This window comes from Ectothiorhodospira marina, assembly GCF_900109495.1.
Classification (GTDB): Bacteria; Pseudomonadota; Gammaproteobacteria; order Ectothiorhodospirales; family Ectothiorhodospiraceae; genus Ectothiorhodospira; species Ectothiorhodospira marina.
Window position 1 is genome coordinate 181,913 of sequence record NZ_FOAA01000004.1, and the last position, 22,399, is coordinate 204,311.

General features: G+C 62.1%; 28 protein-coding genes and 1 tRNA gene. 14 read left to right on the top strand and 15 right to left on the bottom strand.

What is annotated here, in order from left to right:
* Positions 1 to 19 precede the first annotated feature (19 nt).
* Complete coding sequence (locus BMY52_RS05660; RefSeq protein ID WP_090251991.1) at positions 20 to 1,021, top strand: NAD(P)H-dependent glycerol-3-phosphate dehydrogenase; 1,002 nt, start codon at positions 20 to 22, stop codon at positions 1,019 to 1,021.
* Here the strand turns inward: BMY52_RS05660 and trmL are convergent.
* The gene (gene trmL / locus BMY52_RS05665) at positions 1,018 to 1,482 is read right to left on the bottom strand and encodes a tRNA (uridine(34)/cytosine(34)/5-carboxymethylaminomethyluridine(34)-2'-O)-methyltransferase TrmL (RefSeq protein WP_090251993.1); all 465 of its coding nucleotides are present in this window, start codon (positions 1,480 to 1,482) and stop codon (positions 1,018 to 1,020) included. The genes BMY52_RS05660 and trmL overlap by 4 nt on opposite strands.
* On the opposite strand from trmL, the gene BMY52_RS05670 reads away from it, so the two are divergent.
* Positions 1,481 to 2,428: a dihydroorotate dehydrogenase gene (locus tag BMY52_RS05670; protein WP_090251996.1), complete on the top strand. Its 948-nt coding sequence runs from the start codon at positions 1,481 to 1,483 to the stop codon at positions 2,426 to 2,428. The genes trmL and BMY52_RS05670 overlap by 2 nt on opposite strands.
* Positions 2,429 to 2,496: 68 nt before the next feature.
* On the opposite strand, the gene BMY52_RS05675 is transcribed toward BMY52_RS05670, so the two are convergent.
* Positions 2,497 to 2,572 (bottom strand) — tRNA-Thr (locus BMY52_RS05675).
* Between the two features lie 236 nt (positions 2,573 to 2,808).
* Between BMY52_RS05675 and BMY52_RS05680 the strand changes: the two genes are divergently transcribed.
* Complete coding sequence (locus BMY52_RS05680) at positions 2,809 to 3,297, top strand: hypothetical protein (protein ID WP_090251999.1); 489 nt, start codon at positions 2,809 to 2,811, stop codon at positions 3,295 to 3,297.
* A gap of 11 nt (positions 3,298 to 3,308) precedes the next feature.
* Here the strand turns inward: BMY52_RS05680 and fnr are convergent, their stop codons facing one another.
* From fnr to BMY52_RS05715, 7 genes are all read right to left on the bottom strand, one after another.
* Complete coding sequence (gene fnr / locus BMY52_RS05685; protein ID WP_090252001.1) at positions 3,309 to 4,094, bottom strand: fumarate/nitrate reduction transcriptional regulator Fnr; 786 nt, start codon at positions 4,092 to 4,094, stop codon at positions 3,309 to 3,311.
* Between the two features lie 141 nt (positions 4,095 to 4,235).
* Positions 4,236 to 4,640 carry a fluoride efflux transporter FluC gene (locus tag BMY52_RS05690; RefSeq protein ID WP_090252004.1) on the bottom strand — a complete coding sequence of 135 codons (405 nt, stop codon included), beginning with the start codon at positions 4,638 to 4,640 and terminating at the stop codon, positions 4,236 to 4,238.
* The gene (locus BMY52_RS05695; protein WP_090252086.1) at positions 4,637 to 5,029 is read right to left on the bottom strand and encodes a fluoride efflux transporter FluC; all 393 of its coding nucleotides are present in this window, start codon (positions 5,027 to 5,029) and stop codon (positions 4,637 to 4,639) included. Before BMY52_RS05695 ends, BMY52_RS05690 begins: the two co-directional genes overlap by 4 nt.
* 5 nt (positions 5,030 to 5,034) lie before the next feature.
* Positions 5,035 to 6,000 (bottom strand): alpha-L-glutamate ligase-like protein, encoded by a 966-nt coding sequence (locus BMY52_RS05700; protein ID WP_090252007.1) that lies wholly within the window; start codon positions 5,998 to 6,000, stop codon positions 5,035 to 5,037.
* Entirely contained in the window at positions 5,997 to 7,523 is a 1,527-nt protein-coding gene (locus tag BMY52_RS05705) for an inactive transglutaminase family protein (RefSeq protein WP_090252009.1), read from the bottom strand. The genes BMY52_RS05700 and BMY52_RS05705 overlap by 4 nt, the downstream gene beginning before the upstream one ends.
* A gap of 27 nt (positions 7,524 to 7,550) precedes the next feature.
* Entirely contained in the window at positions 7,551 to 8,033 is a 483-nt protein-coding gene (locus BMY52_RS05710) for an ATP-dependent zinc protease family protein (protein WP_245740641.1), read from the bottom strand.
* A 129-nt stretch (positions 8,034 to 8,162) separates the two neighbouring features.
* On the bottom strand, positions 8,163 to 9,110 hold the full coding sequence (locus BMY52_RS05715) for a LysR family transcriptional regulator (protein ID WP_090252092.1): 948 nt from the start codon (positions 9,108 to 9,110) through the stop codon (positions 8,163 to 8,165).
* Positions 9,111 to 9,245: 135 nt separating this feature from the next.
* Here BMY52_RS05715 and ppsA point away from each other — a divergent pair, with 135 nt between their 5' ends.
* Both ppsA and ppsR read left to right on the top strand, forming a co-directional pair.
* Positions 9,246 to 11,630, top strand: a complete 2,385-nt coding sequence (gene ppsA / locus BMY52_RS05720; RefSeq protein ID WP_090252012.1) for a phosphoenolpyruvate synthase — start codon at positions 9,246 to 9,248, stop codon at positions 11,628 to 11,630.
* 286 nt (positions 11,631 to 11,916) lie between these two features.
* Positions 11,917 to 12,732, top strand: a complete 816-nt coding sequence (ppsR, locus tag BMY52_RS05725; protein ID WP_090252014.1) for a posphoenolpyruvate synthetase regulatory kinase/phosphorylase PpsR — start codon at positions 11,917 to 11,919, stop codon at positions 12,730 to 12,732.
* A gap of 16 nt (positions 12,733 to 12,748) precedes the next feature.
* Here the strand turns inward: ppsR and cysQ are convergent, their stop codons facing one another.
* Positions 12,749 to 13,564, bottom strand: coding sequence for a 3'(2'),5'-bisphosphate nucleotidase CysQ (gene cysQ, locus BMY52_RS05730; protein ID WP_090252017.1), 816 nt, complete (start codon positions 13,562 to 13,564; stop codon positions 12,749 to 12,751).
* Positions 13,561 to 14,109: an ADP compounds hydrolase NudE gene (nudE, locus tag BMY52_RS05735; RefSeq protein ID WP_090252019.1), complete on the bottom strand. Its 549-nt coding sequence runs from the start codon at positions 14,107 to 14,109 to the stop codon at positions 13,561 to 13,563. The genes cysQ and nudE overlap by 4 nt, the downstream gene beginning before the upstream one ends.
* A 107-nt stretch (positions 14,110 to 14,216) precedes the next feature.
* On the opposite strand from nudE, the gene yrfG reads away from it, so the two are divergent.
* Positions 14,217 to 14,885, top strand: a complete 669-nt coding sequence (yrfG, locus tag BMY52_RS05740; RefSeq protein WP_281244068.1) for a GMP/IMP nucleotidase — start codon at positions 14,217 to 14,219, stop codon at positions 14,883 to 14,885.
* A gap of 113 nt (positions 14,886 to 14,998) precedes the next feature.
* Positions 14,999 to 15,685 (top strand): sulfite exporter TauE/SafE family protein, encoded by a 687-nt coding sequence (locus BMY52_RS05745; RefSeq protein WP_090252021.1) that lies wholly within the window; start codon positions 14,999 to 15,001, stop codon positions 15,683 to 15,685.
* Between the two features lie 39 nt (positions 15,686 to 15,724).
* Here the strand turns inward: BMY52_RS05745 and BMY52_RS05750 are convergent, their stop codons facing one another.
* Positions 15,725 to 16,024: a DUF167 domain-containing protein gene (locus tag BMY52_RS05750; RefSeq protein ID WP_090252024.1), complete on the bottom strand. Its 300-nt coding sequence runs from the start codon at positions 16,022 to 16,024 to the stop codon at positions 15,725 to 15,727.
* A 123-nt stretch (positions 16,025 to 16,147) separates the two neighbouring features.
* On the opposite strand from BMY52_RS05750, the gene BMY52_RS05755 reads away from it, so the two are divergent.
* Together BMY52_RS05755 and BMY52_RS05760 are read left to right on the top strand one after the other, a co-directional pair.
* The gene (locus BMY52_RS05755; RefSeq protein WP_143050429.1) at positions 16,148 to 16,375 is read left to right on the top strand and encodes a hypothetical protein; all 228 of its coding nucleotides are present in this window, start codon (positions 16,148 to 16,150) and stop codon (positions 16,373 to 16,375) included.
* Positions 16,376 to 16,415: 40 nt separating this feature from the next.
* A complete protein-coding gene (locus BMY52_RS05760; RefSeq protein ID WP_177169860.1) occupies positions 16,416 to 16,751 on the top strand; it encodes a high-potential iron-sulfur protein in 336 nt (111 codons plus the stop codon).
* Positions 16,752 to 16,851: 100 nt separating this feature from the next.
* Here the strand turns inward: BMY52_RS05760 and BMY52_RS05765 are convergent, their stop codons facing one another.
* From BMY52_RS05765 to BMY52_RS05775, 3 genes are all read right to left on the bottom strand, one after another.
* The gene (locus tag BMY52_RS05765) at positions 16,852 to 17,406 is read right to left on the bottom strand and encodes a YggT family protein (protein ID WP_090252030.1); all 555 of its coding nucleotides are present in this window, start codon (positions 17,404 to 17,406) and stop codon (positions 16,852 to 16,854) included.
* A gap of 9 nt (positions 17,407 to 17,415) precedes the next feature.
* Positions 17,416 to 18,243 (bottom strand): pyrroline-5-carboxylate reductase, encoded by an 828-nt coding sequence (gene proC, locus BMY52_RS05770; protein ID WP_090252100.1) that lies wholly within the window; start codon positions 18,241 to 18,243, stop codon positions 17,416 to 17,418.
* 77 nt (positions 18,244 to 18,320) lie between these two features.
* Entirely contained in the window at positions 18,321 to 19,004 is a 684-nt protein-coding gene (locus BMY52_RS05775; RefSeq protein ID WP_090252032.1) for a YggS family pyridoxal phosphate-dependent enzyme, read from the bottom strand.
* Positions 19,005 to 19,096: 92 nt separating this feature from the next.
* Here BMY52_RS05775 and BMY52_RS05780 point away from each other — a divergent pair, with 92 nt between their 5' ends.
* The 5 genes from BMY52_RS05780 to BMY52_RS15135 all read left to right on the top strand — a co-directional run bounded on the left by BMY52_RS05780 (position 19,097) and on the right by BMY52_RS15135 (position 22,132).
* Positions 19,097 to 20,131, top strand: a complete 1,035-nt coding sequence (locus BMY52_RS05780; protein WP_090252035.1) for a type IV pilus twitching motility protein PilT — start codon at positions 19,097 to 19,099, stop codon at positions 20,129 to 20,131.
* A 159-nt stretch (positions 20,132 to 20,290) separates the two neighbouring features.
* Positions 20,291 to 20,479 carry a hypothetical protein gene (locus BMY52_RS05785; protein WP_090252037.1) on the top strand — a complete coding sequence of 63 codons (189 nt, stop codon included), beginning with the start codon at positions 20,291 to 20,293 and terminating at the stop codon, positions 20,477 to 20,479.
* Positions 20,480 to 20,570: 91 nt separating this feature from the next.
* Positions 20,571 to 20,768 (top strand): type II toxin-antitoxin system RelE/ParE family toxin, encoded by a 198-nt coding sequence (locus tag BMY52_RS05790; RefSeq protein WP_245740633.1) that lies wholly within the window; start codon positions 20,571 to 20,573, stop codon positions 20,766 to 20,768.
* Positions 20,769 to 20,977: 209 nt separating this feature from the next.
* On the top strand, positions 20,978 to 21,679 hold the full coding sequence (locus tag BMY52_RS05795) for a DUF3800 domain-containing protein (protein ID WP_090252040.1): 702 nt from the start codon (positions 20,978 to 20,980) through the stop codon (positions 21,677 to 21,679).
* 3 nt (positions 21,680 to 21,682) lie between these two features.
* Positions 21,683 to 22,132 carry a hypothetical protein gene (locus BMY52_RS15135; protein ID WP_143050430.1) on the top strand — a complete coding sequence of 150 codons (450 nt, stop codon included), beginning with the start codon at positions 21,683 to 21,685 and terminating at the stop codon, positions 22,130 to 22,132.
* Positions 22,133 to 22,399: the final 267 nt, after the last annotated feature.

Consider the following 22,399-nt stretch of genomic DNA (forward strand, 5'->3'; position numbering starts at 1 on the left):
ACGGATCCGGACCGATTTCATGAGTGACGTTCGGAATGTAGCGGTGGTGGGTGCCGGCTCCTGGGGCACAGCACTGGCCCTGCACCTGGCTCGCAAGGGGCTGGGAGTCGGCCTGTGGGGTCGCGACGCGGACCACGTCAGGGCCATGCAGGCAGAGGGCCGCAATGCCCGTTATCTGCCGGATGTGCCTTTCCCTGCGACCCTGGAGGCCACATCAGACCTGGAAGGTCTGGTGAGTCGGGCCGACCATGTACTGCTTGCCGTGCCCAGCGGTGGCTTTCGGGCGGTGCTCCATCGCATTGCGCCGCATCTGGGTTCAGGGGGCCTGATCTGGGCCACTAAAGGACTGGACCTGGACAGTACTCGCTGGCTGCATGAGTTGGTGCTGGAGGATCTGGGTCCGGATCGACCCTGGGGCGTGGCCTCCGGGCCCTCCTTTGCCGGTGAACTGGCCCGGGGGTTGCCTACCGCCCTGACCCTGGCCTCCCCTGATACGGATTTTGCCGAGGAGGCCATGGCCTGGCTGGCGGGGGGCACGCTTCGTGTTTATACCAGCGATGACGTCGTGGGGGTGCAGTTGGGCGGGGCCTTCAAGAACGTGCTGGCCATCGCCGCTGGGGTGTCTGACGGTCTGGGTTTCGGTGCCAACGCCCGCGCCGCCTTGATTACCCGGGGGCTGGCGGAACTGATGCGTCTGGGAGCCGCCACCGGGGCCCGTACCGAAACCCTCATGGGGCTGTCCGGTCTGGGGGATCTGGTCCTCACCTGCACCGACAACCAATCCCGTAATCGCCGCCTGGGCCTGGCCCTGGGGCAGGGGCAGAGCCTGGAAGAGGCCGTCGCGGCCATCGGTCAGGCGGTGGAAGGGGTGAGTACGGCCCGCATCGCCGTGGCCAAGGCCTCGGCCCTGGGGGTGGATATGCCCATCTGCAGTCAGGTGGCGCGGGTCCTGTTCGAGCAACTGCCCCCCACCGTGGCAGTGGAGGAACTGCTCAGTCGGGATCCCAAACCCGAATTCTAGGCCCCGCCTGCATAACCGCATTGCCGCCAGGCCTCGTACACCACCAGGGCCACCGAGTTGGACAGGTTGAGGCTGCGGCTGTCCGGTACCATGGGGATCCGTAGCCGCCGGTTTGCCGGCATGTCCGTCAATATCGTTGCCGGCAGGCCCCGGGTTTCAGGCCCGAACAGCAGTGCATCCCCCGCCTCGAACCGGGTGTTGCCCAGGGCCTGCTGTCCCCGAGTGGTGACGGCAAACAGTCGCCGGGGGGCCACTGCTTCCGAGAAGGCCCCCAGGCTGTCATACTCCGTCACCGACGCTAGATCCCGATAATCCAGTCCGGCGCGACGCAGCCGTGTGTCATCCAGGGTGAACCCCAGGGGATGGATCAGGTGCAGGCGGCAGCCCGTGTTGGCCGCCAGGCGCATGATGTTGCCGGTGTTGGGGGGGATTTCCGGTTGATACAGGACGATGTGAAACATGCCAGTCGATACCCATCACAAACAGACCCTTGCCATCGATTTCTGCGGTCTGCCATTTGCCTCGCCCCTGGTGCTGCTCTCGGGCTGCGTTGGTTTTGGCGAGGAGTATACCCGCGTGGCAGGGTTCTCCAATCGTCAGGTGGGGGCGGTGTGCCTCAAGGGCACCACGGGGGATGCCCGCCTGGGCAATGCACCCCATCGGGTGTATGAAACGCCCGACGGCATGCTCAATGCCATCGGTTTGCAGAACCCCGGGGTGGACCATGTGGTGGATGACATCCTGCCCCGACTGGACTTCGATGAGACGCGTTTCATCGCCAATGTGTCCGGCTCAACCCTCGAGGAATATATCCGGGTGACCCAGCGGTTTGACGACTCCCCGGTGGATGCCATCGAGATCAACATTTCCTGCCCCAATGTGAAGGAGGGCGGGGTGGCGTTTGGCAATGATCCGGATATGTCGGCCCGGGTGGTGGAGGCCTGTCGCAAGGTGACGCAAAAGCCCCTGATCACCAAGCTGTCGCCCAATCAGACGGACATCGCCGGCAATGCACGGCGCTGCATCGAGGCGGGTACCAATGGGCTTTCCGCCATCAATACCCTGATGGGCATGGCCATCGACACCGAGCGTCGCCGCACGGTGATTGGCAATAACCAGGGGGGGCTGTCTGGCCCGGCGGTGAAGCCGGTGGCCCTGCTGCGGGTGCATCAGGTCTACCAGGTGGCTCGTCCTCACGGCATACCCATCATCGGTCAGGGTGGGGTGGCCAGTGCCGATGATGCCATCCAGTTTCTGCTGGCCGGTGCCACGGCGGTGGGGGTGGGTACAGGGCTGTTCTACGATCCGCTGCTGTGCGGCAAGATCAACCAGGGCATCAACGACTATCTGCAGCGCCATGGCATGAGCCATGTCTCGGAGCTCACCGGGGCATTGGAGCTCAACTGAACCGATTCTGTGTCCGGCACACATCACTGGATACGAAAAAGGGCGGCCCCAAGGGCCGCCCTTTGCATTGGTGCCGGAGAGAGGAGTCGAACCCCCGACCTTGGCATTACGAATGCCCTGCTCTACCAACTGAGCTACTCCGGCGTGCCCGGGCAGGTGGCTGGGACGATGATCTCGCGCCTACCTCCCCGACAGCCCGCGAAGGTTACAACAACCAGCCGAAGGACTCAAGATTGAACCTTGACGGAAGTAGGGGGCGCAGCGGTCTCGACAGGGAAGGAGCAGGCGTGTACAGATGAAGCCATGTAACGGGCACCCACCCTCTTGTGGATGCCGGATGCACGGTCCATTGATCCACTTTCACGTCCCGAGGAAGTGCCATGTCGGAAAAGTCCCGCTTTCTGCCCCATGCCGAACGCCTGATGTGGTTCGGTTTCATGCTGTTCCTGCTGATCACCGCGATGATCTACATCCATCGGGGGATGGGTCTTGAACGGGATCTGCAGCAGGCCCATCAGGAAACCCTGGCGCTGCAGATGCGCCTGAACGCGCTCACGGCAGGGCAGGTGGAGCAGCCCGCCGCCGTGGGGCTCACCGAGGCGCAGACGCGTCGTCTGCGGCGCCAGGGATTGAATCAACCTCGGGAGGATTTGCTCAATGATCTGATCCAGAGACCGGAACTCATCGATCATGAGCCTGTGCTGGGCGGAACCCTGTTCTTCATTCCGGATGAAAGTCATATCCTCAATGACCAATGGGTGCTGGCCACGTTCGAGGACGGCCATGTCCGGGGGCAGATGTTGCTGGAATACCAGGTGGCCTTCGGTACCATCGACTGGCGCGTGCTGGTTTCCGATCTGGAGCGGTGAACGGAAGACCCTCAGCCGTTTGCGGAAGCCTCGGAGCGGTGCTCGCATTCCGTGGTACACGGTGGCTGGCCGTGCAGCCCTGCCACGCGCCGCAGGCCTTCGATGTCGTGGAGGGTGATCAGCTTGCGCCGCACGGTGATCAGATCCTGGGTTTGAAAGCGGCTGAACATCCGGCTGACCGTCTCCACCGCCAGCCCCAGATAATTGCCGATATCATTGCGGGACATGGTCAGGTTGAATTCGTGCCGGGAAAAACCCCGGCGCCCGAAGCGGTCGGAGAGGTTGAGCAGGAAAGCGGCCAGGCGGGCATCCGAGGCGCGCTTGCCCAGCAGGGTCATAAGCTGTTCATCGCTTTGCAGTTCGCGGCTCATGATCCTGAGCAGTTGATGCTGCAGGCCCGGCGTGCGTGCCGCCAGGGCCTCCAGGCCCTCAAATGGGATCTCGCAGACACTGGAGGTTTCCAGGGAGATGGCCGTGCAGGGGTGTACCCCCTCGCCGATGGCGTCCAGCCCCAACAACTCCCCGGGCAGATGGAAACCCGTGATCTGTTCCTCGCCGTCATCGGTGAGCACAAAGGTCTTTACCGATCCGCAGCGCACGGCATACAGGCAGCCCAGAGAGTCTCCCGACTGATAGAGCGGGTCGCCGCGATGTACCGGCCGCTTGCGGCTGATGATGCCTTCCAGCAACTCCAGATCCTCCAGGGGGACCCCGAGCGGTAGGCATAGATCACCCAGACTGCAGGCCTGGCAGGCCTGTTTGAGATTCTTGATGTTCATGACATTGCTCGGGATCATAGCTGCACTCGTCAAGTGGATTCGACCGCCTGTCCGGAAAATCCTGGGGAGCCGGAACTCAACATACTTGAGTTTAGCACTGAGGTACAAGCCTGCCAGGGGAAGTTCATTTCGCCTGACTGCTGAGTTTTCAGGACGGCTTCAAGGGTTGCGCGGGCGAGAGGCGTTGTAACGGGCGACCAGGCCATGGCCCAGCCAGGCCGCCGCCAGGGCTGCGATCAGGTGCAGACCCATGGCGATGGTCGCGGAGGTTAACCCGTTCGAGTGGGCCCAATCCAGGGTTTCCACGCTGAGCATGGAAAAGCTGGTGAATCCTCCAAGGAATCCCGTGACCACCGCTTGGTGAGTGACGGGGCCCACCCTGAGGCGTCCGCCCGGCCCGGTGAGGGTGGCAAAGGCGCCGATCAGCAGGCAGCCCAGCAGGTTGACACCCAGGGTGGCGATGGGATGCGCCAGGCCCAGGCCGCCGACCACCGTGATACCTGTCAGATAACGGGTGAGCCCCCCCAGGGCGGTGCCGGCGGCGATGGCCAGACGCAGTCTCACGGGTGACCCAACCAAAGCGTGGTCGATTGGTATCCCAACCAGACTGCTCCCAGGCACAGGAGGCCCGAGGCCAGGAGATTGCCAATGGCCTTGAGCCGATGGCCCTGTCGAACCAGGTTGAGAGTCTGCAGGGCAAATGAGGACACCGTGGTGTACCCCCCCAGAAAACCCGCCATCAGCAGGGCCTGCAGCCCCGGTGAGGACGGATCTTCCGCGGGCCACAGGGCGATGAGCACGCCGGCGGCGAGGGCACCACTGACATTGACCACCCCTGTGCCCCACGGGAACGAGGTGCCGGCGAACCGAGTGACCCAGGCCCCCACCTGAAAGCGGGCGACACCGCCCGCGGCGCTACCCAGGAGCACACCCGCCAGGACTTCGATCGTCATGGTGCTCATGCCGCGGGTTGTATGGCCTGAGAGAAGCGTTCCTGGGCCAGGGTGGCGCGGCTCTGGGGGGGGTGCCTCTCTCTCTGAAGTGCATCGATCACGCGTACCCGCTCACCCAGACCGGCACCATTGGCCAGTTGCACGGCCAGACCGGGACGGGCATTGAGTTCCAGCATCAGGGGCCCGCGTTCCCGGTCCAGCACCACGTCCACGCCCAGGTAGCCCAGGCCGGTGAGCTCAAAGCATCGTGCCGCCAGTTCCAGCAAGGTATCCCAGTCGGGGATCTGCAGGTTCTTGATGGGGGCGCCGGTGTCCGGGTGGAGGTCGACGATGCGGTTATGCCACACCCCCTGCCCGGTGCGCCCGGTCGCCATGTTGACGCCCACACCCACCGCGCCCTGATGCAGATTGGCCTTGCCGTCGGAATCCCGGGTGGGCAGGCGCACCATGGCCATGATGGGGTAACCCTTGTAGACCACGGTGCGGATATCCGGCACGCCCTGAAAGCTGACCTTTTCGAACAGGGGGTCGAATTTCACCCGATATTCCACCATGGCTGTGTCCGGCTGCCCCCCCAGACTGTGCATGCCACTGAGCACATTGGACACATGGTGGCCTACCCCCTCCAGATCCACCATGCGGCCACTGGATTTGCGGAAGCTGTCCCGCATCCGCCCCGTGATCACCAGAATGCCGTTGCCCCCGGCTCCGTGGGCGGGTTTGATCACGAAGTCATCGCTGCGCGCGACGATGCGTGGCAGGTGCCGGATGTCGTGATTGGTCTCGATCACTCCGTAGAGTTCGGGCACGGCGATGCCCGCCTCCAGGGCCAACTGCTTGGTACGCAGCTTGTCGTCCACCAGGGGGTAGCGGCTGCGCGGATTCAGCTCGGAGATCAGGCCGGCATTGCGCTGGTTCATGCCCACCACGCCACGGCGCCGAAGCTCACGGGGGGAAACGAACCACTTCATGAGGACGACGCCCCTTTGAAGGCCCGGAAACGCACCAGTTCACTCAGGCGGTAGCCTGTGTAACGACCCAGCAGGAGCGTGACCGCCAGGGCGATCAGCAGCATTTCCGGGAAGACGAAGAACAGGTGATCGATATAAGGGTTGATCATCAACAGGTAGGCAGCGGCCGCCACGGCGAGGCTGCCAATGCCCTGGCGGATGGCATCTGATGGCCCGTGTTCTTCCCAGAGGATGGACATGCGCTCGATGGTCATGGCCAGGATCACCATGGGGAACAGGGCGACGGACAGACCGTATTCAATGCCCAGGTTGTGACTGAGAATGCTCAAGGTGAGCATCAGCATGATGACCACGATCACCACCGAGGCCAGTCGGGGCACCAGTAACAGCTTGAGCCGGTCCAGGTAGAAACGGATCGCCAGCCCCAGGGAGACAATCAGCGTGAAGAGGATGATGCCGCCCAGAAGCTCCGTTTCCCGGAAGGAAAGGGCGATCAGCACGGGCATGAACGTGCCAAAGGTCTGGACGCCGACGATATTGCGCAAGAGCACAATGATCATTGCCCCCAGGGGGACCAGCAACAGGACCCGATACATGTTCTGGGTCTGCACCGGCAGGTTGAACAGGGAAAAGTCCATCAGTCGGGAATCCAGTATCTCGGCACGCTGCTGAGCCACGCCGACGGCGTCCATGTAGTTCTGGGTCACTGCGAAACTGATCTGCGGGTTGCGTGCCCGGTTGAGTCGAACAGGATCCACATCCCCATACCACCACACCATGAAGTTTTCCGGGTAGCCCACGCTGCCGTCATGGATATTGATGGGCACCCACTCGCGGGTGTTGTGCACTTCAAGCCAGGTTTGGGGTTGCAGGTCCCGGCCCCGCTCCGTGAGGGGAATGCCATGGGCCATGCGTGCCGGGATGCGGGCTCCGGCCAGCAGGTCAATGGCCGTCCTGACCTTGGTACGGTCACTGTCCGAACTGGAGACGAACAGGCTGATGTTTTCGTCCGGAATCTGGTTCATGTCGCGCACCAGCACCGTGGCAAAGCTGGTGATATCGGCTGACCGGGCGCGCACCCGGGTGACCACCTCCTCGGCTGCCGAGGCGTAGGGTTCTTCCAGCTCCGGCGGGCTGACCGGCCCGGGGTAGGGGGGCTCGCGTCGATCCCTTTCCAGTTGATACACCGTGGTGCGGTAATACAGCACCTGTCGACCGCTAGGTTGACGGGTGGTCCACACGGCCTCACGGTTCTCGCCCGAGAGGCTGGTGGTCAGGCCATACCCCCGCGAGATGAAATTCTCGTCCAGGATGGCCAGCCCCTTGGGTTCATAGGGGATGAAGACCCGCGCCGTGACCGCGCCTCCATTGGGTTCGAAGCCAACCCGCGCCTCCACGATCCAGTTATTGGTGGTCTGGGCGGGCGTGAGGGGAAACCCCAGGTTGAAGGCCTTGTGATAGAAGATCGTGAGGCTCGTGGCGACCAGCGCCACGATCAGCAGGGGCAGGTGAAATCGCTTCATGCGGTGTCCTTGGGGCAGGGGCCCGGATCAGTCGAGATTGCAGTCCGGGGCCTGCAGGAACTTGTCCCTGGAGTCCAGCAGGATCGCGCCTGCCATGTGGTTGCGGCCCACCAGCAGTTGATAGCTCAGGGCTGTTCGGTCAATCAGACTGACCTCCTCCTTGCGGTAGACGTCCCCCATGCACAGGCCCACCTCGACCACGGGGCGGCGCTGATGGTCACCGCTGTGACGAATGATGCGCACATGGCGGGTGATCTCCCTCTCCAGCCGGATCCTGTTGTCCTCGTCATCCGGGTCGATGATGTCAAAGGCGATCCATTCTTTGCCGTCACGCTCGAAAGTCTCCTTGTTCAGCGCATTCAGTGAGCTGGTGGTGGCACCGGTATCCATCTTTGCCTTCAGCACAACCCCCTCCGGCATCAGGGTGACATCTTCCACATACCCCAGGATGCGCATCGGCTCGGGTGCCTCGGAATCCGGTGCGTCCTTGTCATCATCGGCGCCAGCCATGGGCACCAGCAGGGCCCCGGCCAGGGCGGTCATCACCAGCCATTTCATTTGGGTCTCCGGTTTGTTTTCGGTAATGATTCGCAATTTTAGGCGTGGGCCTCGGCCCGGAACGTTGACGAAGGCCCCATTTCAGGCTTCTGGTCTGGAGTGTTCGACGTGCTCGGCGGTATAGGCCTGTTCCATGAAGTGGATAAACCGTTTGGCCTGCGGGGAGAGATGTCGGCCCAGGCGTTGTACCACGCCATAGCTGCGGGCGGGGAAATAGTGATCCAGGGGGATGGCCGCCAGCGACTCTTCGCCGGTGAGGCAGACATCCGTCACGATGGAGATGCCAAGCCCCAGTTCCACATACTTTTTGATGACCTCCCAGCCCCCCGCCTCCAGGGATACGTGATAGTCCACATGATGCTGGCGGAACACCAGGTCCACCATGCGCCAGGTGGACAGATGCCGTGGCGGCAGGATCAGGCCGAAGGGGCTGATATCCTCCAGCCGAACCGGATCGGTCTTGCGCGTCAGGGGGTGGTTGATCGGGGTAATGAGCTTGGGGTGATAATCCACGATGGGCTGGTAGGTGATGCCATCGGGCACCTCGAGCATGGAGCCCACCGCAAAATCCACTTCGTCCCGGTGCAGCATGGCCAACCCGTCGCGACCGGTCACGTTATGCAGTTTGATGCGGATATGGGGATGTACCTCGGCAAAACGCCGCAGCGGCTCGGGTAGCACATAGAGGATGGTGGATTCCCCGGCCGCCACGTTCAATTCCCCCGACTCCAGGTGTCCGAATCGGGCTGCAAAGGTCTCGTGCAGCTTGTCCACGCCCTCCACCAGAGGGTCGGCCAGCTTGTAGAGCGCCTCGCCTTCGGGCGTCAGTTTGATGTGCGGGCCGCGGCGTTCGAAAAAGGTGGTGCCGAATTCCCGCTCCAGTGCCTGGATCTGCAGCGATACAGCTGGCTGGCTGAGGAACAGCGACTCGGCCGCCATGGAGATGCTGCCCAGCCGGGCGGCCCGGCAGAAGGCCCGCAACTGCTTGAGACGGTTCTGTTTGTAGTAGAGGTTGGGCACCGAGCCCATGATCTTCTCCCCATCAATGTTACTATTAACAAACACAAGACTGATTCATGGGGCAATAGCTTGGCTGAATACTCGTCTTCAAGCTACGGTCCCGGCTACAATCACATTCCAACGTAAGAGGCAAAGGGCAGGACCATGGATAAGTATGTGATCTGGTTCCAAGATCTGGGCATGAACGACGTTCCCGATGTGGGAGGGAAGAATGCATCCCTGGGGGAAATGATTCGCGGCCTGTCCGAAGCTGGCGTGCGTGTGCCCGGCGGCTTTGCCACCACCTCCTATGCCTTCCGTGAATTTCTGCGTCACGAAGGCCTGGCGGACCGCATCAACAATGAGCTGAGCAAGCTGGACGTGGATGACATCAACGCCCTGCGCGAGGCCGGTGCCAAGATTCGCCAATGGGTGGTGGAAACCCCTTTCCCCCCGGCCCTGAACGAAGCCATCAGCGAAGCCTGGAACCGGATGATGGAAGAGGCGGCCGGCGACGAATTCACCGTGGCTGTGCGCTCCTCCGCCACCGCCGAGGACCTTCCGGATGCCTCCTTTGCGGGCCAGCAGGAAACCTTCCTGAACATCCAGGGCCTGGACAGCGTACTGCACCACATCCACGAAGTGTTCGCGTCTCTGTACAACGACCGCGCCATCTCCTATCGCGTGCATCGGGGGTTCGATCACTCCGAGGTGGCTCTGTCCGCCGGCGTGCAGCGCATGGTGCGTTCCGACATTGGTGCCTCCGGCGTCATGTTCACCCTGGATACCGAATCCGGTTTCCGCGACGTGGTCTTCGTGACCGCCTCCTGGGGCCTGGGTGAAACCGTGGTGCAGGGGTCGGTCAACCCGGACGAATTTCATCTCTACAAGCCTTCCCTGGAGGCTGGGCGCCCCGCCGTGCTGCGCCGCCACCTGGGCAGCAAGGCCATCCAGATGACCTTCGGCAACGATGGCCAGAGCACCCAGACCATCCCCGTGGAAGACGCCGACCGCAACCGCTTCTGCATCAATGACAAGCAACTCGAGGAACTGGCCCGCCAGGCCGTGATCATCGAGAAGCACTATGGTCGACCCATGGACATCGAATGGGCCCTGGATGGCGTGGACGGTGAGCTGTATATCGTCCAGGCCCGTCCGGAGACGGTGGAGAGCCGCCAGGACGGCCAGGTGATCGAACGCTTCCGCATCCGTTCGCCGCGCAGCGAGGTCATTGCCCGCGGCCGCGCCATTGGTCAGCGCATTGGTGCCGGCAAGGTGCGCGTGGTGATGGACCTCAACGACATGCACAAAGTGGAGGCTGGCGACGTGCTGGTCACCGACATGACCGACCCGGACTGGGAGCCGGTCATGAAGCGGGCCGCCGCCATCGTCACCGACCGGGGCGGGCGTACCTGTCACGCAGCCATCATCGCCCGCGAACTGGGCATCCCGGCTGTGGTGGGCTGTGGTGACGCCTCCTCACGCATCAAGGATGGCCAGGAGGCCACCGTGTCCTGCGCCGAGGGCGACGAGGGGCGTATTTACAAGGGAATTCTGGATTTCGAGGTCACTCAGACCCGCACCGATTCCATGCCCGAAGTGCCCTGCAAGGTCATGATGAACGTGGGTAACCCGGGCCGAGCCTTCCATTTCCGCAACATTCCCAATGCCGGGGTGGGGCTGGCTCGCCTGGAATTCATCATCAACAGCATGATCGGGGTGCATCCCAAAGCGTTGCTGAATTTCGACTCCCTGTCCGGCGACCTCAAGGACGAGATCTCCCGTCGCATCGCAGGCTACGACGATCCGGTGACCTTCTACGTGGAAAAACTGGTGGAGGGGATTGCCACCCTGGGTGCCGCCTTCAACCCGCAGCCGGTGATCGTGCGCCTGTCGGACTTCAAGTCCAACGAATATGCCAACCTGCTGGCCGGTGAGCAATATGAGCCCGATGAAGAAAACCCGATGATCGGCTACCGGGGTACCTCCCGGTACCTGTCGGAAAACTTCCGCGACTGCTTCGAACTGGAATGCCGCGCCGTGCGCAAGGTGCGCGACGAGATGGGGCTGACCAACGTGGTCATCATGGTGCCTTTCGTGCGCACCCTGGGCGAGGCTGAGGGCGTCATCAATCTGTTGGCGGAACTGGGCCTCAAGCGTGGGGAGAACGGCCTGAAGATCTACATGATGTGCGAGATCCCCTCCAATGCGGTGCTGGCCGAGCAGTTCCTGGAGTATTTCGATGGTTTCTCCATCGGTTCCAACGACCTGACCCAGCTCACCCTGGGGCTGGACCGGGATTCCGGTCTGGTGGCTGCCACCTTTGACGAGCGCGACCCGGCGGTGAAGGCCCTGCTGTCCATGGCCATTCAGGGTGCCCGCAAGGCTGGCAAGTACGTGGGCATCTGCGGTCAGGGCCCGTCCGACTATCCGGACCTGGCGGAATGGCTGATGCAGGAAGGCATCGAGTCCATCTCCCTGAACCCGGATACGGTGGTGGAGACCTGGCTGCGCCTGGCCGGCGACGAGAAGGGCCGCAAGGACGCCTGAGGCCGTGGGGGCGCACCCGCCCCCTCACCCCAACCCCTCTCCCCGGTGGGGAGAGGGGCTACCTCAACTCCCGACGGGGGGAGAGGGGCTACCTCAACTCCCGACGGGGGGAGAGGGGCTACCTCAACTCCCGACGGGGGGAGAGGGGCTATCTCAACTCCCTTCTCCCCTCGGGGGAGAAGGGTGGGGGATGAGGGGAGCGACGGGCACGGTGCCCCTACCGCCCCTCACCCCACGGGGAGAGGGGCTCTTTTTTGAACACTGGCTGCACGCGAGGAGAATGGCCATGATCCGCTCCGTCTTTTTCGTCTCCGACGGCACCGGCATCACTGCCGAGACCCTCGGACACACCCTGCTCACCCAGTTTGAGCAGGTCTCCTTCCAGCAAATGAGCCTGCCCTTCGTGAACACCGACGACAAGGTGGAATGGGCCGTGCAACGCATCAATCGGGCGGCCCAATCCGATGGGGTCAAGCCCCTGGTGTTCTCCACCCTCATCGACTCCCAACTCAGAACCCACCTGGCCAAGTGCGACGGCGTGGTCTTTGACTTTTTTGAGACCTTTACCGGCGCCATGGAGAAGGAACTGGGTGTGACCGCCCAGCGCGTGGCCGGGCGATCTCACGGCATGGGGAATGTGCGTGCCTATTCAGAGCGCATTGATGCCCTGCATTACGCTATCCAGAATGATGATGGCGCGACCACTCGCGACTACCCCATGGCCGACGTGGTGGTCATGGGCGTGTCCCGGGCCGGCAAGACGCCCACCTGCATGTACCTGGCACTCACCTACGGGGTGCGAGCCGCCAACTATCCGCTGGCGGATGACGATTTCGAGCGTGGCAGCCTGCCGGCGGTGCTGGAGCCCTACCGCCACAAGCTGTTTGGCCTCACCGTGGACCCGGAGCGGTTGCATCAGATCCGCAAGGAGCGCCGCCCCGACAGTGGCTATGCCAGCATGGAGCAATGCCTGATGGAGATTCGCGCCGTGGAGCGGCTTTTCAAGCGTGAGCGGATCCCGTTCTTCAACATCACCCAGCGCTCCATTGAGGAGATCTCCGCCCAGCTCATGCAGCAGGCGGGCCTGACCCGCCGCATCTGAGAGGCGTAAACAGGTCTCAAAGACCTTCCAGGTACCGGCTCCAGTCGTGGTCCGTGTCGCCGATCACCAGGAATTCGGGATTGAGCAGCGAATCCTTGGTGTTGTAGCGCAGCGGCTCGAACCGGACATCCGTGACCTGCCCGCCCGCCTCGCGGACAACACAGTGCGCTGCTGCCGTGTCCCACTCGCAGGTGGGGCCTAGGCGAGGGTAGAAGTCGGCCCTGCCATCGGCCACCAGGCAGAACTTGAGCGAACTGCCCATGCTGATGAGTTCATGCTCACCCACGCGTTCCAGAAGAGCCTGTAAGCGCTCGGTACCGTGGGATCGACTGCCAGCGATCACGGGGATGCGCTGCCCGTGGCTCACCTGGATGGGTTCGGCCGCAGCCGTTGATGGCTGGCGACGATGGGCCCCCAAGCCTCGGGCGGCACTGTAGAGCAGATCCAGGGCCGGGCAAAAGACCACCCCCAGCACCGGTTCATGGTCCTGGATCAGGGCGATGTTCACGGTGAACTCGCCGTTGCGCTTGATGAACTCCCGGGTGCCATCCAGCGGATCCACCAGCCAGTAGCTGGACCACTGTCTGCGTTCGCTGAAGGGGATCTGGTTCGACTCCTCTGAAAGGATGGGGATTGCCGGGGTCAACTCGCCAAGGCCCTGGACGATATGCCGGTGTGCCGCCATGTCCGCCTCCGTGAGTGGCGTGCGATCGGCCTTTTCCGTGACATCGAAGCCTTCACCGTAAATGGTCATGATGGCCGCGCCAGCCTCGCGGGCAATGCGGCAGGCGTTGTTGAGAAGGAGGTCCAGTGAGCGTTCGTCCAGTGTCATGAGATTCTCGAGAGTTGGTCGCGGGCCATGTAGAGGGCGGCGATGGAGCGCGCTTCGGTGCAGTCGTCCAGGGCGATGAGTTGGTCCAGTTGGCTGAGCTTCCAGGGTACCACCTGGATGTCCTCAGGTTCGTCACCGGGACGACGCTCCGGGTAGAGGTCACGGGCCAGGATGACATGGGTGCTGTGGCTCAGATACCCCGGGGCCACGGTCATGGCAGTCAGGTAATCCAGTTGATGCGCGCCGTAGCCCACCTCTTCCATGATCTCGCGGTTGGCCGCTTCCAGGAGTTCCTCGCCGTGTTCCACCAGCCCCTTGGGCAGGCCCAGTTCATAGCGCTGTGTGCCGGCGGCATATTCACGGATCAGCAACACCGTGTCGTCATCCAGCATGGGCACGATCAACACCGCGCCCCGGCCCGAGCTCACCAGGCGTTCAAAGCGGGTGCGGACGCCGTTGGCAAACAGCAGTTCCAGCTCCTCCACCTGGAAGAGTCGGCTGCGGGCCACGGTGCGGCGGCTGAGGATCTGAGGTTTTTGCGGCATGGTGTCTGGGTGCCCTGTGATGGGTCGATAGGGTAGTCTCATGCTTGCCGGCGCAAGTCTCAAGGCCCGGATTTCACGTTTTTGAGTTTCTCGAGGACCCCCGCACCGTGAAGCCAACAGCCCCAAGCCTGCCGTGGACCGACGTGGACACCGTGTTACTGGACATGGACGGTACCCTGCTTGATCTCAACTTCGATAATCATTTCTGGCTGGAGTATCTGCCCCGCCGCTACGCGGAACGTCACGGCATGGCGCCGCAGGCGGCCCGCGAGGGCATGATGAAGCGTTATGCCGCGGTCCGAGGGACCCTCAGCTGGTACTGTCTGGATTACTGGCAGCAGGAGTTGCAGATGGATATCGTTGCCCTCAAGCAGGAAGTGGCCCACCTGGTGGCGGTGCATGAACACGTGCCGGCCTTTCTGGCCGCCGTGCGCCGCCAGGGCCGCCGGCTGGTGCTGGTGACCAATGCCCATCGCGGCGGGCTGGAGATGAAGCTCACGTTGACCGCCCTGGAAGGGCATTTCCACCGGGTGATCAGTGCCCATGAATACGGGCGTCCCAAGGAGGATCAGCGCTTCTGGGAGCAGTTCCACGCCAAGGAACCCTTCGACCCCGCCCGTACTCTGTTCGTGGACGATAATCTGGATGTGCTGCGCGCCGCCCAGCGTTTCGGCATCGCCCACCTGCGCGCCGTACGCAGGCCCGATACCCGCCGTGACGAGGTGGACACCGGCGAGTTCGCCGCCATCCGCGACTTCCGGGAACTGATGCCCTGATCGCGTAACGCGGCGTACACCGCGCGCACAGCGTTCGCGCGTGCGTACGGGCCGTTCGCGAACGGCCCTGCGGCGTGCACGACTCAACTCTGATCGACCACCCAAGGAGTCACATGTCACTGGAACCCGGAACCCTCCTCGCCGCCTTTGTCGTCGGCCTGCTTGGCGGCGTGCATTGCGTGGGCATGTGCGGCGGCATCGTCGGTGCGCTGACCCTGGGCGTGAAGGGCGCCCAGAGTGAGGAAAGCCCCCGGCTGGCGCCCTTCCTCCTGGCGTATAACAGTGGCCGCATCATCACCTACACCCTGGCCGGTGTGCTGACCGGGGGCGTGGGTGGCTTTGCCGCCCATCTGACCGACATGCACCATGCCCAGCAGGTGCTGCAGATCCTGGCCGGTCTGTTCATGATTGCCCTGGGGCTGTACCTGGCCGGGTGGTGGTACGGGCTCACCCGGCTGGAGCGGGCAGGTGGGGTGGTGTGGCGGCGCCTGGAACCCCTGGGAAGGCGCATGATGCCGGTGCGCTCACCCGGCCAGGCGCTGGGGTTGGGGCTGGTCTGGGGATGGCTGCCCTGCGGCCTGGTCTACAGCGTGCTCATTTGGTCGCTCACTGCTGGGGGCGCCCTGCAAGGGGGGGCGCTGATGCTGGCTTTTGGCCTGGGTACCTTGCCCAACCTCTTGCTCATGGGGGTGTTTGCCGCTCGCCTGGCCCGCTTCGTGCGCAAGCCCTGGGTGCGCGGCATTGCCGGCGGCGCGGTGGCCGCTTATGGTGTGTACATGCTGTTCGTGTCCTGGGCCTGATCCTGACCTGGAGGCGAGCCGGCTCCTGGTGTGACTCCATTATTCCTTGGCGCAAAGCTGGAGTGTTGCCAAAAGCCGTCTTGGGGCGTGGATGGCTACCGTCTTCTCCCGGGCGGTTTCTCCTCTTACCAGGCTCACGCTGGATTTGGACACGCCGCAGTGCCGGGCCAGAAGCTTGATCAGGCGCTCGTTGGCCGCCCCCTCGACCGGCGGGGCGGTGACATACACCTTCAGCCGATCACCCAGCGGCTCACCCAGTTTATCCCGCGAGGCCTTGGGCTGCAGTTTGAGATGCAGCACCAGGGTATTGTCCTGCCATTGCCACCATTGATCGCTCATCGTTCGACTCCTTATCCCGTGTGATTCCCGTGGGGCGATGACGCATGGGGCGCCCGTGGGGTTTGCATATTATGCACATATGTTCATAATGGGCCTGAACACACCGCAGAGGAGAATTCTGCAATGCGAAACAGAGCAAGAAAGATGTCCGGCATGGGGCAGGTCATGATGGGCCGTGGTCAGGGATTGGGTCGAGGTCGCGGCATGGGCCGCAGCCAGGACGCCGTGGCCGTGGGCTCAAGAGTGGCCATGCCCGCCGAAGAAGCCCAACACATTGAAATGACAGGCCCTGGCATGGGGCGCGGCCATCGTCGCGGCCGTGGACGCGGCGGGTGCCGTCAGTTGCCCTGAAGCGCCGATGGGCGATGCCATTCCGTTCGATAGGAGAAAGATGAAGATGAAACAGGCTGATCTGAAGCGTCGCAACTTTCTGAAGCTTGCCGCCTCTGGAGTGATGGCAGCTCCGATGGCGGGGCTGGTGTCCACGGTCTCGGCAGAGGATGACGCGTTGCCGCACCTGAAGGAAGACTCCGCCGATGCCCAGGCCCTGAACTACCGGCATGACGCCACGCAGGTGGATCATGCCGATCACGAAGAGGGTCAGCAGTGCGGGAACTGCCTGCTGTACACCGACCCGGACGCCCAGGAGTGGGGTCCGTGTGCGGTTTTCCCCAATCATCTGGTATCAGAGGGCGGGTGGTGCACCGCCTATGTCCCCCGAGGGTAATGGATGCATCCATGCCCAAGGTCCATTCCTCTCCGCCTTTCCCTTCGGGAGGGGCGGAGAGCCCCTCCCGAGAGAAGCATGCTGGTATTCAGTGCCCTACTCAGATAGAGCCCACGAAGATCAGCAGCACGTTCAGTATGATGATGGCCACCAGTGGTGACAGATCCACCATGCCGGTCTGAGGCATGATGTTGCGGATGGGGGCCAGGATGGGGCGGTTCAGGCTGAACACCAGATCGGCCACCGGATTGCGCCCCATGGCGCCGCCAGCCTGGAACCAGCTCATCACTGCCTGGATGATGATGCTGATGATATAGATCCAGATCACCAGGCGGATCAGCGCCAGCACGCTCACCATGAACAGGGTGAAGAGGGGGATGCCCACCCCGTGCAGCAGGGTGATCAGCCAGATCTCCAGCATCTTGAGCACCAGCACCAGTACGAAGGCCGCCGTGTCGATTCGACCCATGGGAGGGATCACCCGACGCAGTACCCGCAGCGGCGGATTGGTGATGGTCACCAGGAACTGCGACACCGGGTTGTAGAAGTCCGCCCGGGACATGGCCAGCAGGGTGCGGAGCATTACCGCCAGGATATACAGGCTGAACAGCGTGGAGATCAGAAAGTCAGCGACGTTTTGAAACGCGTGCGTCATGGATAAACCTCAGTCCCGACCCAGTTGGTCGGCCAGTGCATGGGAACGGTCGCGGGCAGCGGTGAGGGCGCGCAGCATCAGTTCGCGCAGCCCTCCGGATTCCAGCTGCGCCAGCGCCTGCTCGGTGGTCCCTCCCCTGGAGGTCACCCGGGTGCGCAGGGTGGCTGCATCCTCATCGGACTCCAGGGCCAGCTTGGCGGCGCCAAAGACGGTCTGCAAGGCCAGCAATCGAGCCGTTTCCCGGGGCAGGCCCAGTTCCACGGCGGCATCTTCCAGGGCCTCGATGAACAGGAAGCCATAGGCCGGTCCGCTGCCCGACAGGGCCGTCACCGCATCCAGCTGGGCCTCATCGTCCAGCCAGACGGCCAGCCCCACCGCCCTCAGAATGGATTCCGCCAGGTCACGCTGTTCATCACTCACATGAGGGTTGGCGGCCAGGCCCGTGGCCCCACTACCCACCAGCGCCGGCGTGTTGGGCATGCAGCGTACCACTGGCAAATGACCCCCAAGCCAGCGCTCGATATCCGCACCGCGCACGCCAGCGGCGATGGACACCACCAGGGGGTGTCGTTCCTGTACCTGTGCGGCCAGCGACCGGCACACCTCGCCGAGCACCTGGGGTTTTACCGCCAGTACCAGTACCTGGGCATGGGCGATGGCTGCGGCATTGTCATCGGTTGCGTGTACACCGGTCCAGCGCTGGCTCACCGCATCTCGCTGATGCGGGTCCGGGTCGGCCGCCCAGAGGGCGTCCTCGTTCCAGCCATCGGCGATGAGTCCGCCGATGAGGCTGCGCGCCATATTGCCGGCGCCGATAAAGGCGATCGTCTCATTCATGGGATGGCCCGCCATGGCTATGTCTGTAGGGGCGTTATGGTAACCCGAACGCCGGGTGGATTCGTATGCCCTGCCATCTATCCTCTGGCACCGAAGATGGCTGTGCCCACGCGGACAATGGTGGCGCCTTCGGCCACGGCGGCCTCCAGGTCGTCGGTCATGCCCATGGAGAGGGTATCCAGATCAAAGCCGCGCCGGATCAGGTCTTCCTGGGCTTCCCGCAAGCGGGCAAAGGCGTGTCGCTGCTCGTCAAAGTCCTCGCTGGGGGCAGGGATGGCCATCAGGCCGCGCAGTGTCAGGCCGGGCAGGGGGGCCACGGCTTCGGCCAGAGCCGGGAGGGCTTCCAGGTTGACACCGGATTTGGTGTCCTCCTGACTGATGTTCACCTGCAGGCACACATTCAGCGGCACGGCGCCAACGGGGCGCTGCTCGCTCAGTCGGCGGGCAATGCGTTCCCGATCCACCGAGTGCGCCCAGCGGGCCGTATCGGCGATGAGGCGCGTCTTGTTACTCTGAATGGGGCCGATGAAATGCCAGGCAGGCTGCCGGTCACTCAGTGTTCGGGACTTTTCCTCCAGCTCCGAGGCGTAGTTCTCGCCGAACTCCCGGAGCCCGCAGTCCATGGCCTGGGCCACGATTTCCGCGGGGCGCGTCTTGCTCACGGCCAGGAGCTGGACGTCTTCAATGGGGCGGCTAAAGCGCTGAGCTGCCGCCTGTAGGCGGTCCTGTACCGCCTGGATTCGATCGCATAGCTGGGTCATGGGCCTATGCTATATTCGGCATTGATCAGAGTCACCTGTTGGCAGGCGTTACATCCGTGCTCAGGTGAGGACAGGACATTAAAGGGGGCTGGATGGATATCACCCAATTGCTCGCGTTTGCCGTGAAGAATGGCGCTTCCGACCTGCATCTCTCCTCGGGATTGCCCCCCATGATCCGGGTGGACGGGGACGTCAGGCGCATCAACGTACCCGCGATGGACCACAAGCAGGTCCATTCCATGGTGTACGACATCATGAACGACAAGCAGCGCAAGGACTTCGAGGAGTTCCTGGAAACCGACTTCTCCTTCGAGATCCCCGGCCTGGCGCGCTTCCGCGTGAATGCCTTCAACCACAACCGTGGCGCCGGCTCGGTCTTCCGCACCATCCCCAGCAAGATTCTCACCCTCGAGGAACTGGGTTGCCCCAAGATCTTCGAGAAGATTTCCGAATATCCCCGCGGCATCGTGCTGGTGACGGGCCCCACCGGCTCGGGCAAGTCCACCACCCTGGCGGCCATGGTGAATCACAAGAACGAGACCGAGTACGGGCACATCCTCACGGTGGAGGATCCCATTGAGTTTGTGCACGAATCCAAGAAATGCCTGGTCAACCAGCGCGAGGTGCACCGCGACACCCTGGGTTTCAACGAGGCCCTGCGCTCCGCCTTGCGGGAAGATCCCGACACCATCCTGGTGGGGGAGATGCGTGACCTGGAAACCATCCGTCTAGCCCTCACCGCTGCCGAAACGGGTCACTTGGTCTTTGGCACCCTGCATACCAGTTCCGCCGCCAAGACCATCGACCGCATCGTCGATGTCTTCCCCGCAGCGGAGAAGGACATGGTGCGCGCCATGCTTTCCGAATCCTTGCGTGCGGTCATCTCCCAGACCCTGATGAAAAAGATCGGCGGCGGCCGCTGCGCCGCCCACGAGATCATGCTGGGGACTCCAGCCGTGCGCAACCTCATCCGGGAAAACAAGATCGCGCAGATGTACTCCGCCATCCAGACCAGTCAGGGCGTCGGCATGCAGACCCTCGACCAGGGCCTCAAGGAAATGCTCCAGCGAGGCCTGGTGAGTAAGGAAGAGGCCAGACGCAAGGCGGCGAATCCGGATAACCTCTGAATGTGTCAGGCCGGATTTTTGCCGCCGTCCCCTGGGAAATCCACAGCCTGCCAGATGAGCTGACGCGGGTTCTTGCAGCGGTTGCCGACCAAGGGCCTCATATGCGGCATGTCTTCCATGCCTATCGGCTATATGCGCTAAAATCCGAGGTGATACCTCATGAACACAGCAAAGGATGAAGTGAAGGCTATTCTCAACAAGCTTCCTGACGATTGTTCGCTTGAAGATGTTCAGTATCACCTTTACGTGGTTGAAAAAATCCGCAGAGGCATAGAGCGGGCTGAGAAGGAGGGTACGATCAGCCAGAAAGATGCGGAGAAGAACTTCAGTAAATGGACTTCGATGTAAGGTGGTCACCTGAAGCGACCGAGGACCTTGAACCATTGCCGGGTTTATAGCCAGGGATTCTGAGTTCTACGCTCGGGCTGTGGTTTCCGAGATGTTGTCGGTTTCCAGGGGCATCGGTGAATTTCCTCTTATAGGTCGCACTGTCCCGGAGATCCGTGATGACACTATCCGAGAGCGATTTGTCTATAGCTATCGTTTGATATATCGGGTTGCGTCCGGAATGATTCTTATCGTGGCAGTGATCCATGGAAAGAGGCTGCTTGAAAACGTCTCGGATCGGTTCGACTAAAGCATATTACCAACCCATCCAGTCGAGGCCATATCGTGGCCACGCTCTGATGAGCGTCGTCAAGGCCCGCACAAAACCAACCAGCCATTAGCCTACGCACGGATTCCATTAGTGACTGATCAAAACAACGAACTCGGCGTTGATCCCGAAGCCCTATGGCAGACGGCGGAGTTTAAGCAGGAACAGGCGGAAAACGGTGGGGATCAGGCGTGAAGTTTGACGTATATTGCGATGAAAGCCGGCCTGACTTGCTGGGCTCCCAAAACCCTCAGAGTCAGTTCATGGTCATTGGCGGGCTCTGGCTTCCTACATCAAAGCGTGAATCCTTCAAAGCTGAGATTCATCAGTTGCGCGAACGGTATCGGATTGGGGGGGAGTTCAAGTGGCAGAAGGTGTCTCCGTCAAGAGTCGCCTTCTATCAGCAACTGGTAGAGTGGTTTCAGGGCAAGGGCGATCAACTGCGTTTTCGTTGTATTGCCGTGGATCATAGTCAGGTCGATCTAAAGCTCTACCACGAAGACGATCAAGAGCTGGGGTTCTACAAGTTCTATTATCAGTTGCTGCACCACTGGATACTGGATTTCAATGAATACAGTGTCTTTGTGGACTTCAAAAGCAACCGGAGGCGTGACCGTTTGCATGTACTGTGCAGGTGTTTGGACTATTCTAACCTCTCCTCGGAAGTGCACGGAGTTCAGGCAGTCCGTTCTGAGGAGTCGGTGCTCATCCAGTTAGCCGATGTGCTGAGTGGAATGGCCGCATACCGCCTCAATAATCGGTTACGCGAAGGTAGCGCCAAAGCTCGGACACTGGAACACTACGAGGCGCTTATCGGGCGCCAGCTTGCACCGACATACAAGGGCGAACAGAAGTTTAACGTGTTCCGCATCAATCTGGCCGGGGGCTGGTGACTTTTGTCCTATCCCCCGCTACTTGAACTGGCCAGCGAAGCGGAATACCGCGCTCACTTCGAGGCGATATATTGTCGCGGTCCGATCCGGGCATTTGATGGCATTGAAGTACGGTTTCGCCAGCGGGACTTTGACCATTGCTGCTTTGAGTCATCCCGCCGAGACGGCAATAAGGATACATTTTCGTTGCCGAGGGCGAGAAGGCTGGACTGGATCAAAGCCGCATTGCAGGATCCGCAGAGTGAATGCTACCAAGGGTGGGATAAAAAACGAAAATGCTACGACGGCAGCCGCAGAGTGGCCGTGGTGCTGGAGGATTACGTGGTCGTTATCGCATTCAAGCGAAAGAGCGGCCAGGCGGACTTCGTGACTGCTTTTTTGGCAGACACGCCCACTGTACCGGGGAGGCCATCCACGGTAGAAATGATCAGGAGGGGGCCGAAATGGAAATAAAAGTACCGCTGATTCGCCAGGCTGGCTCAGCGGAGGCCTTTGTAGGTTCTGCTGCCACTGGCAGAGAACAGTGCGATGGTGTGGTCCACAGAACCATTTGTCAAGTAATTTCGTTATTGCTCGCGGCCGGAAAAAGCTGCAGTTCAAGGCGCGAACGATGAAGAAGGCGGCTGCCTTCTTCGCCAAAGAGTCGAACTGAGGTATGAGTTCATCAAGGTGGAGAAGGCCAACTTTACGGTGATGGATTTGTGTCGGGTCATGCAGGTC

What these genes read in the sequence shown, in the direction of transcription:
- BMY52_RS05695 (WP_090252086.1), bottom strand. Translation starts at nt 5,029, where the DNA reads ATGACGATCGAAGTCCTGGCGGGTGTGCTCCTGGGTAGCGCCGCGGGC.
- BMY52_RS05765 (WP_090252030.1), bottom strand. Translation starts at nt 17,406, where the DNA reads ATGACGCACGCGTTTCAAAACGTCGCTGACTTTCTGATCTCCACGCTG.
- BMY52_RS05680 (WP_090251999.1), top strand. Translation starts at nt 2,809, where the DNA reads ATGTCGGAAAAGTCCCGCTTTCTGCCCCATGCCGAACGCCTGATGTGG.
- cysQ (WP_090252017.1), bottom strand. Translation starts at nt 13,564, where the DNA reads ATGACACTGGACGAACGCTCACTGGACCTCCTTCTCAACAACGCCTGC.
- ppsA (WP_090252012.1), top strand. Translation starts at nt 9,246, where the DNA reads ATGGATAAGTATGTGATCTGGTTCCAAGATCTGGGCATGAACGACGTT.
- BMY52_RS05750 (WP_090252024.1), bottom strand. Translation starts at nt 16,024, where the DNA reads ATGAGCGATCAATGGTGGCAATGGCAGGACAATACCCTGGTGCTGCAT.
- BMY52_RS05660 (WP_090251991.1), top strand. Translation starts at nt 20, where the DNA reads ATGAGTGACGTTCGGAATGTAGCGGTGGTGGGTGCCGGCTCCTGGGGC.
- BMY52_RS05785 (WP_090252037.1), top strand. Translation starts at nt 20,291, where the DNA reads ATGAACACAGCAAAGGATGAAGTGAAGGCTATTCTCAACAAGCTTCCT.
- BMY52_RS05760 (WP_177169860.1), top strand. Translation starts at nt 16,416, where the DNA reads ATGAAGATGAAACAGGCTGATCTGAAGCGTCGCAACTTTCTGAAGCTT.
- BMY52_RS05715 (WP_090252092.1), bottom strand. Translation starts at nt 9,110, where the DNA reads ATGGGCTCGGTGCCCAACCTCTACTACAAACAGAACCGTCTCAAGCAG.
- ppsR (WP_090252014.1), top strand. Translation starts at nt 11,917, where the DNA reads ATGATCCGCTCCGTCTTTTTCGTCTCCGACGGCACCGGCATCACTGCC.
- BMY52_RS05705 (WP_090252009.1), bottom strand. Translation starts at nt 7,523, where the DNA reads ATGAAGCGATTTCACCTGCCCCTGCTGATCGTGGCGCTGGTCGCCACG.
- BMY52_RS05755 (WP_143050429.1), top strand. Translation starts at nt 16,148, where the DNA reads ATGCGAAACAGAGCAAGAAAGATGTCCGGCATGGGGCAGGTCATGATG.
- BMY52_RS05745 (WP_090252021.1), top strand. Translation starts at nt 14,999, where the DNA reads ATGTCACTGGAACCCGGAACCCTCCTCGCCGCCTTTGTCGTCGGCCTG.
- BMY52_RS05780 (WP_090252035.1), top strand. Translation starts at nt 19,097, where the DNA reads ATGGATATCACCCAATTGCTCGCGTTTGCCGTGAAGAATGGCGCTTCC.
- fnr (WP_090252001.1), bottom strand. Translation starts at nt 4,094, where the DNA reads ATGATCCCGAGCAATGTCATGAACATCAAGAATCTCAAACAGGCCTGC.
- BMY52_RS05775 (WP_090252032.1), bottom strand. Translation starts at nt 19,004, where the DNA reads ATGACCCAGCTATGCGATCGAATCCAGGCGGTACAGGACCGCCTACAG.
- BMY52_RS05790 (WP_245740633.1), top strand. Translation starts at nt 20,571, where the DNA reads ATGTTGTCGGTTTCCAGGGGCATCGGTGAATTTCCTCTTATAGGTCGC.
- BMY52_RS05670 (WP_090251996.1), top strand. Translation starts at nt 1,481, where the DNA reads ATGCCAGTCGATACCCATCACAAACAGACCCTTGCCATCGATTTCTGC.
- trmL (WP_090251993.1), bottom strand. Translation starts at nt 1,482, where the DNA reads ATGTTTCACATCGTCCTGTATCAACCGGAAATCCCCCCCAACACCGGC.
- BMY52_RS05710 (WP_245740641.1), bottom strand. Translation starts at nt 8,033, where the DNA reads ATGGCTGGCGCCGATGATGACAAGGACGCACCGGATTCCGAGGCACCC.
- proC (WP_090252100.1), bottom strand. Translation starts at nt 18,243, where the DNA reads ATGAATGAGACGATCGCCTTTATCGGCGCCGGCAATATGGCGCGCAGC.
- nudE (WP_090252019.1), bottom strand. Translation starts at nt 14,109, where the DNA reads ATGCCGCAAAAACCTCAGATCCTCAGCCGCCGCACCGTGGCCCGCAGC.
- BMY52_RS05700 (WP_090252007.1), bottom strand. Translation starts at nt 6,000, where the DNA reads ATGAAGTGGTTCGTTTCCCCCCGTGAGCTTCGGCGCCGTGGCGTGGTG.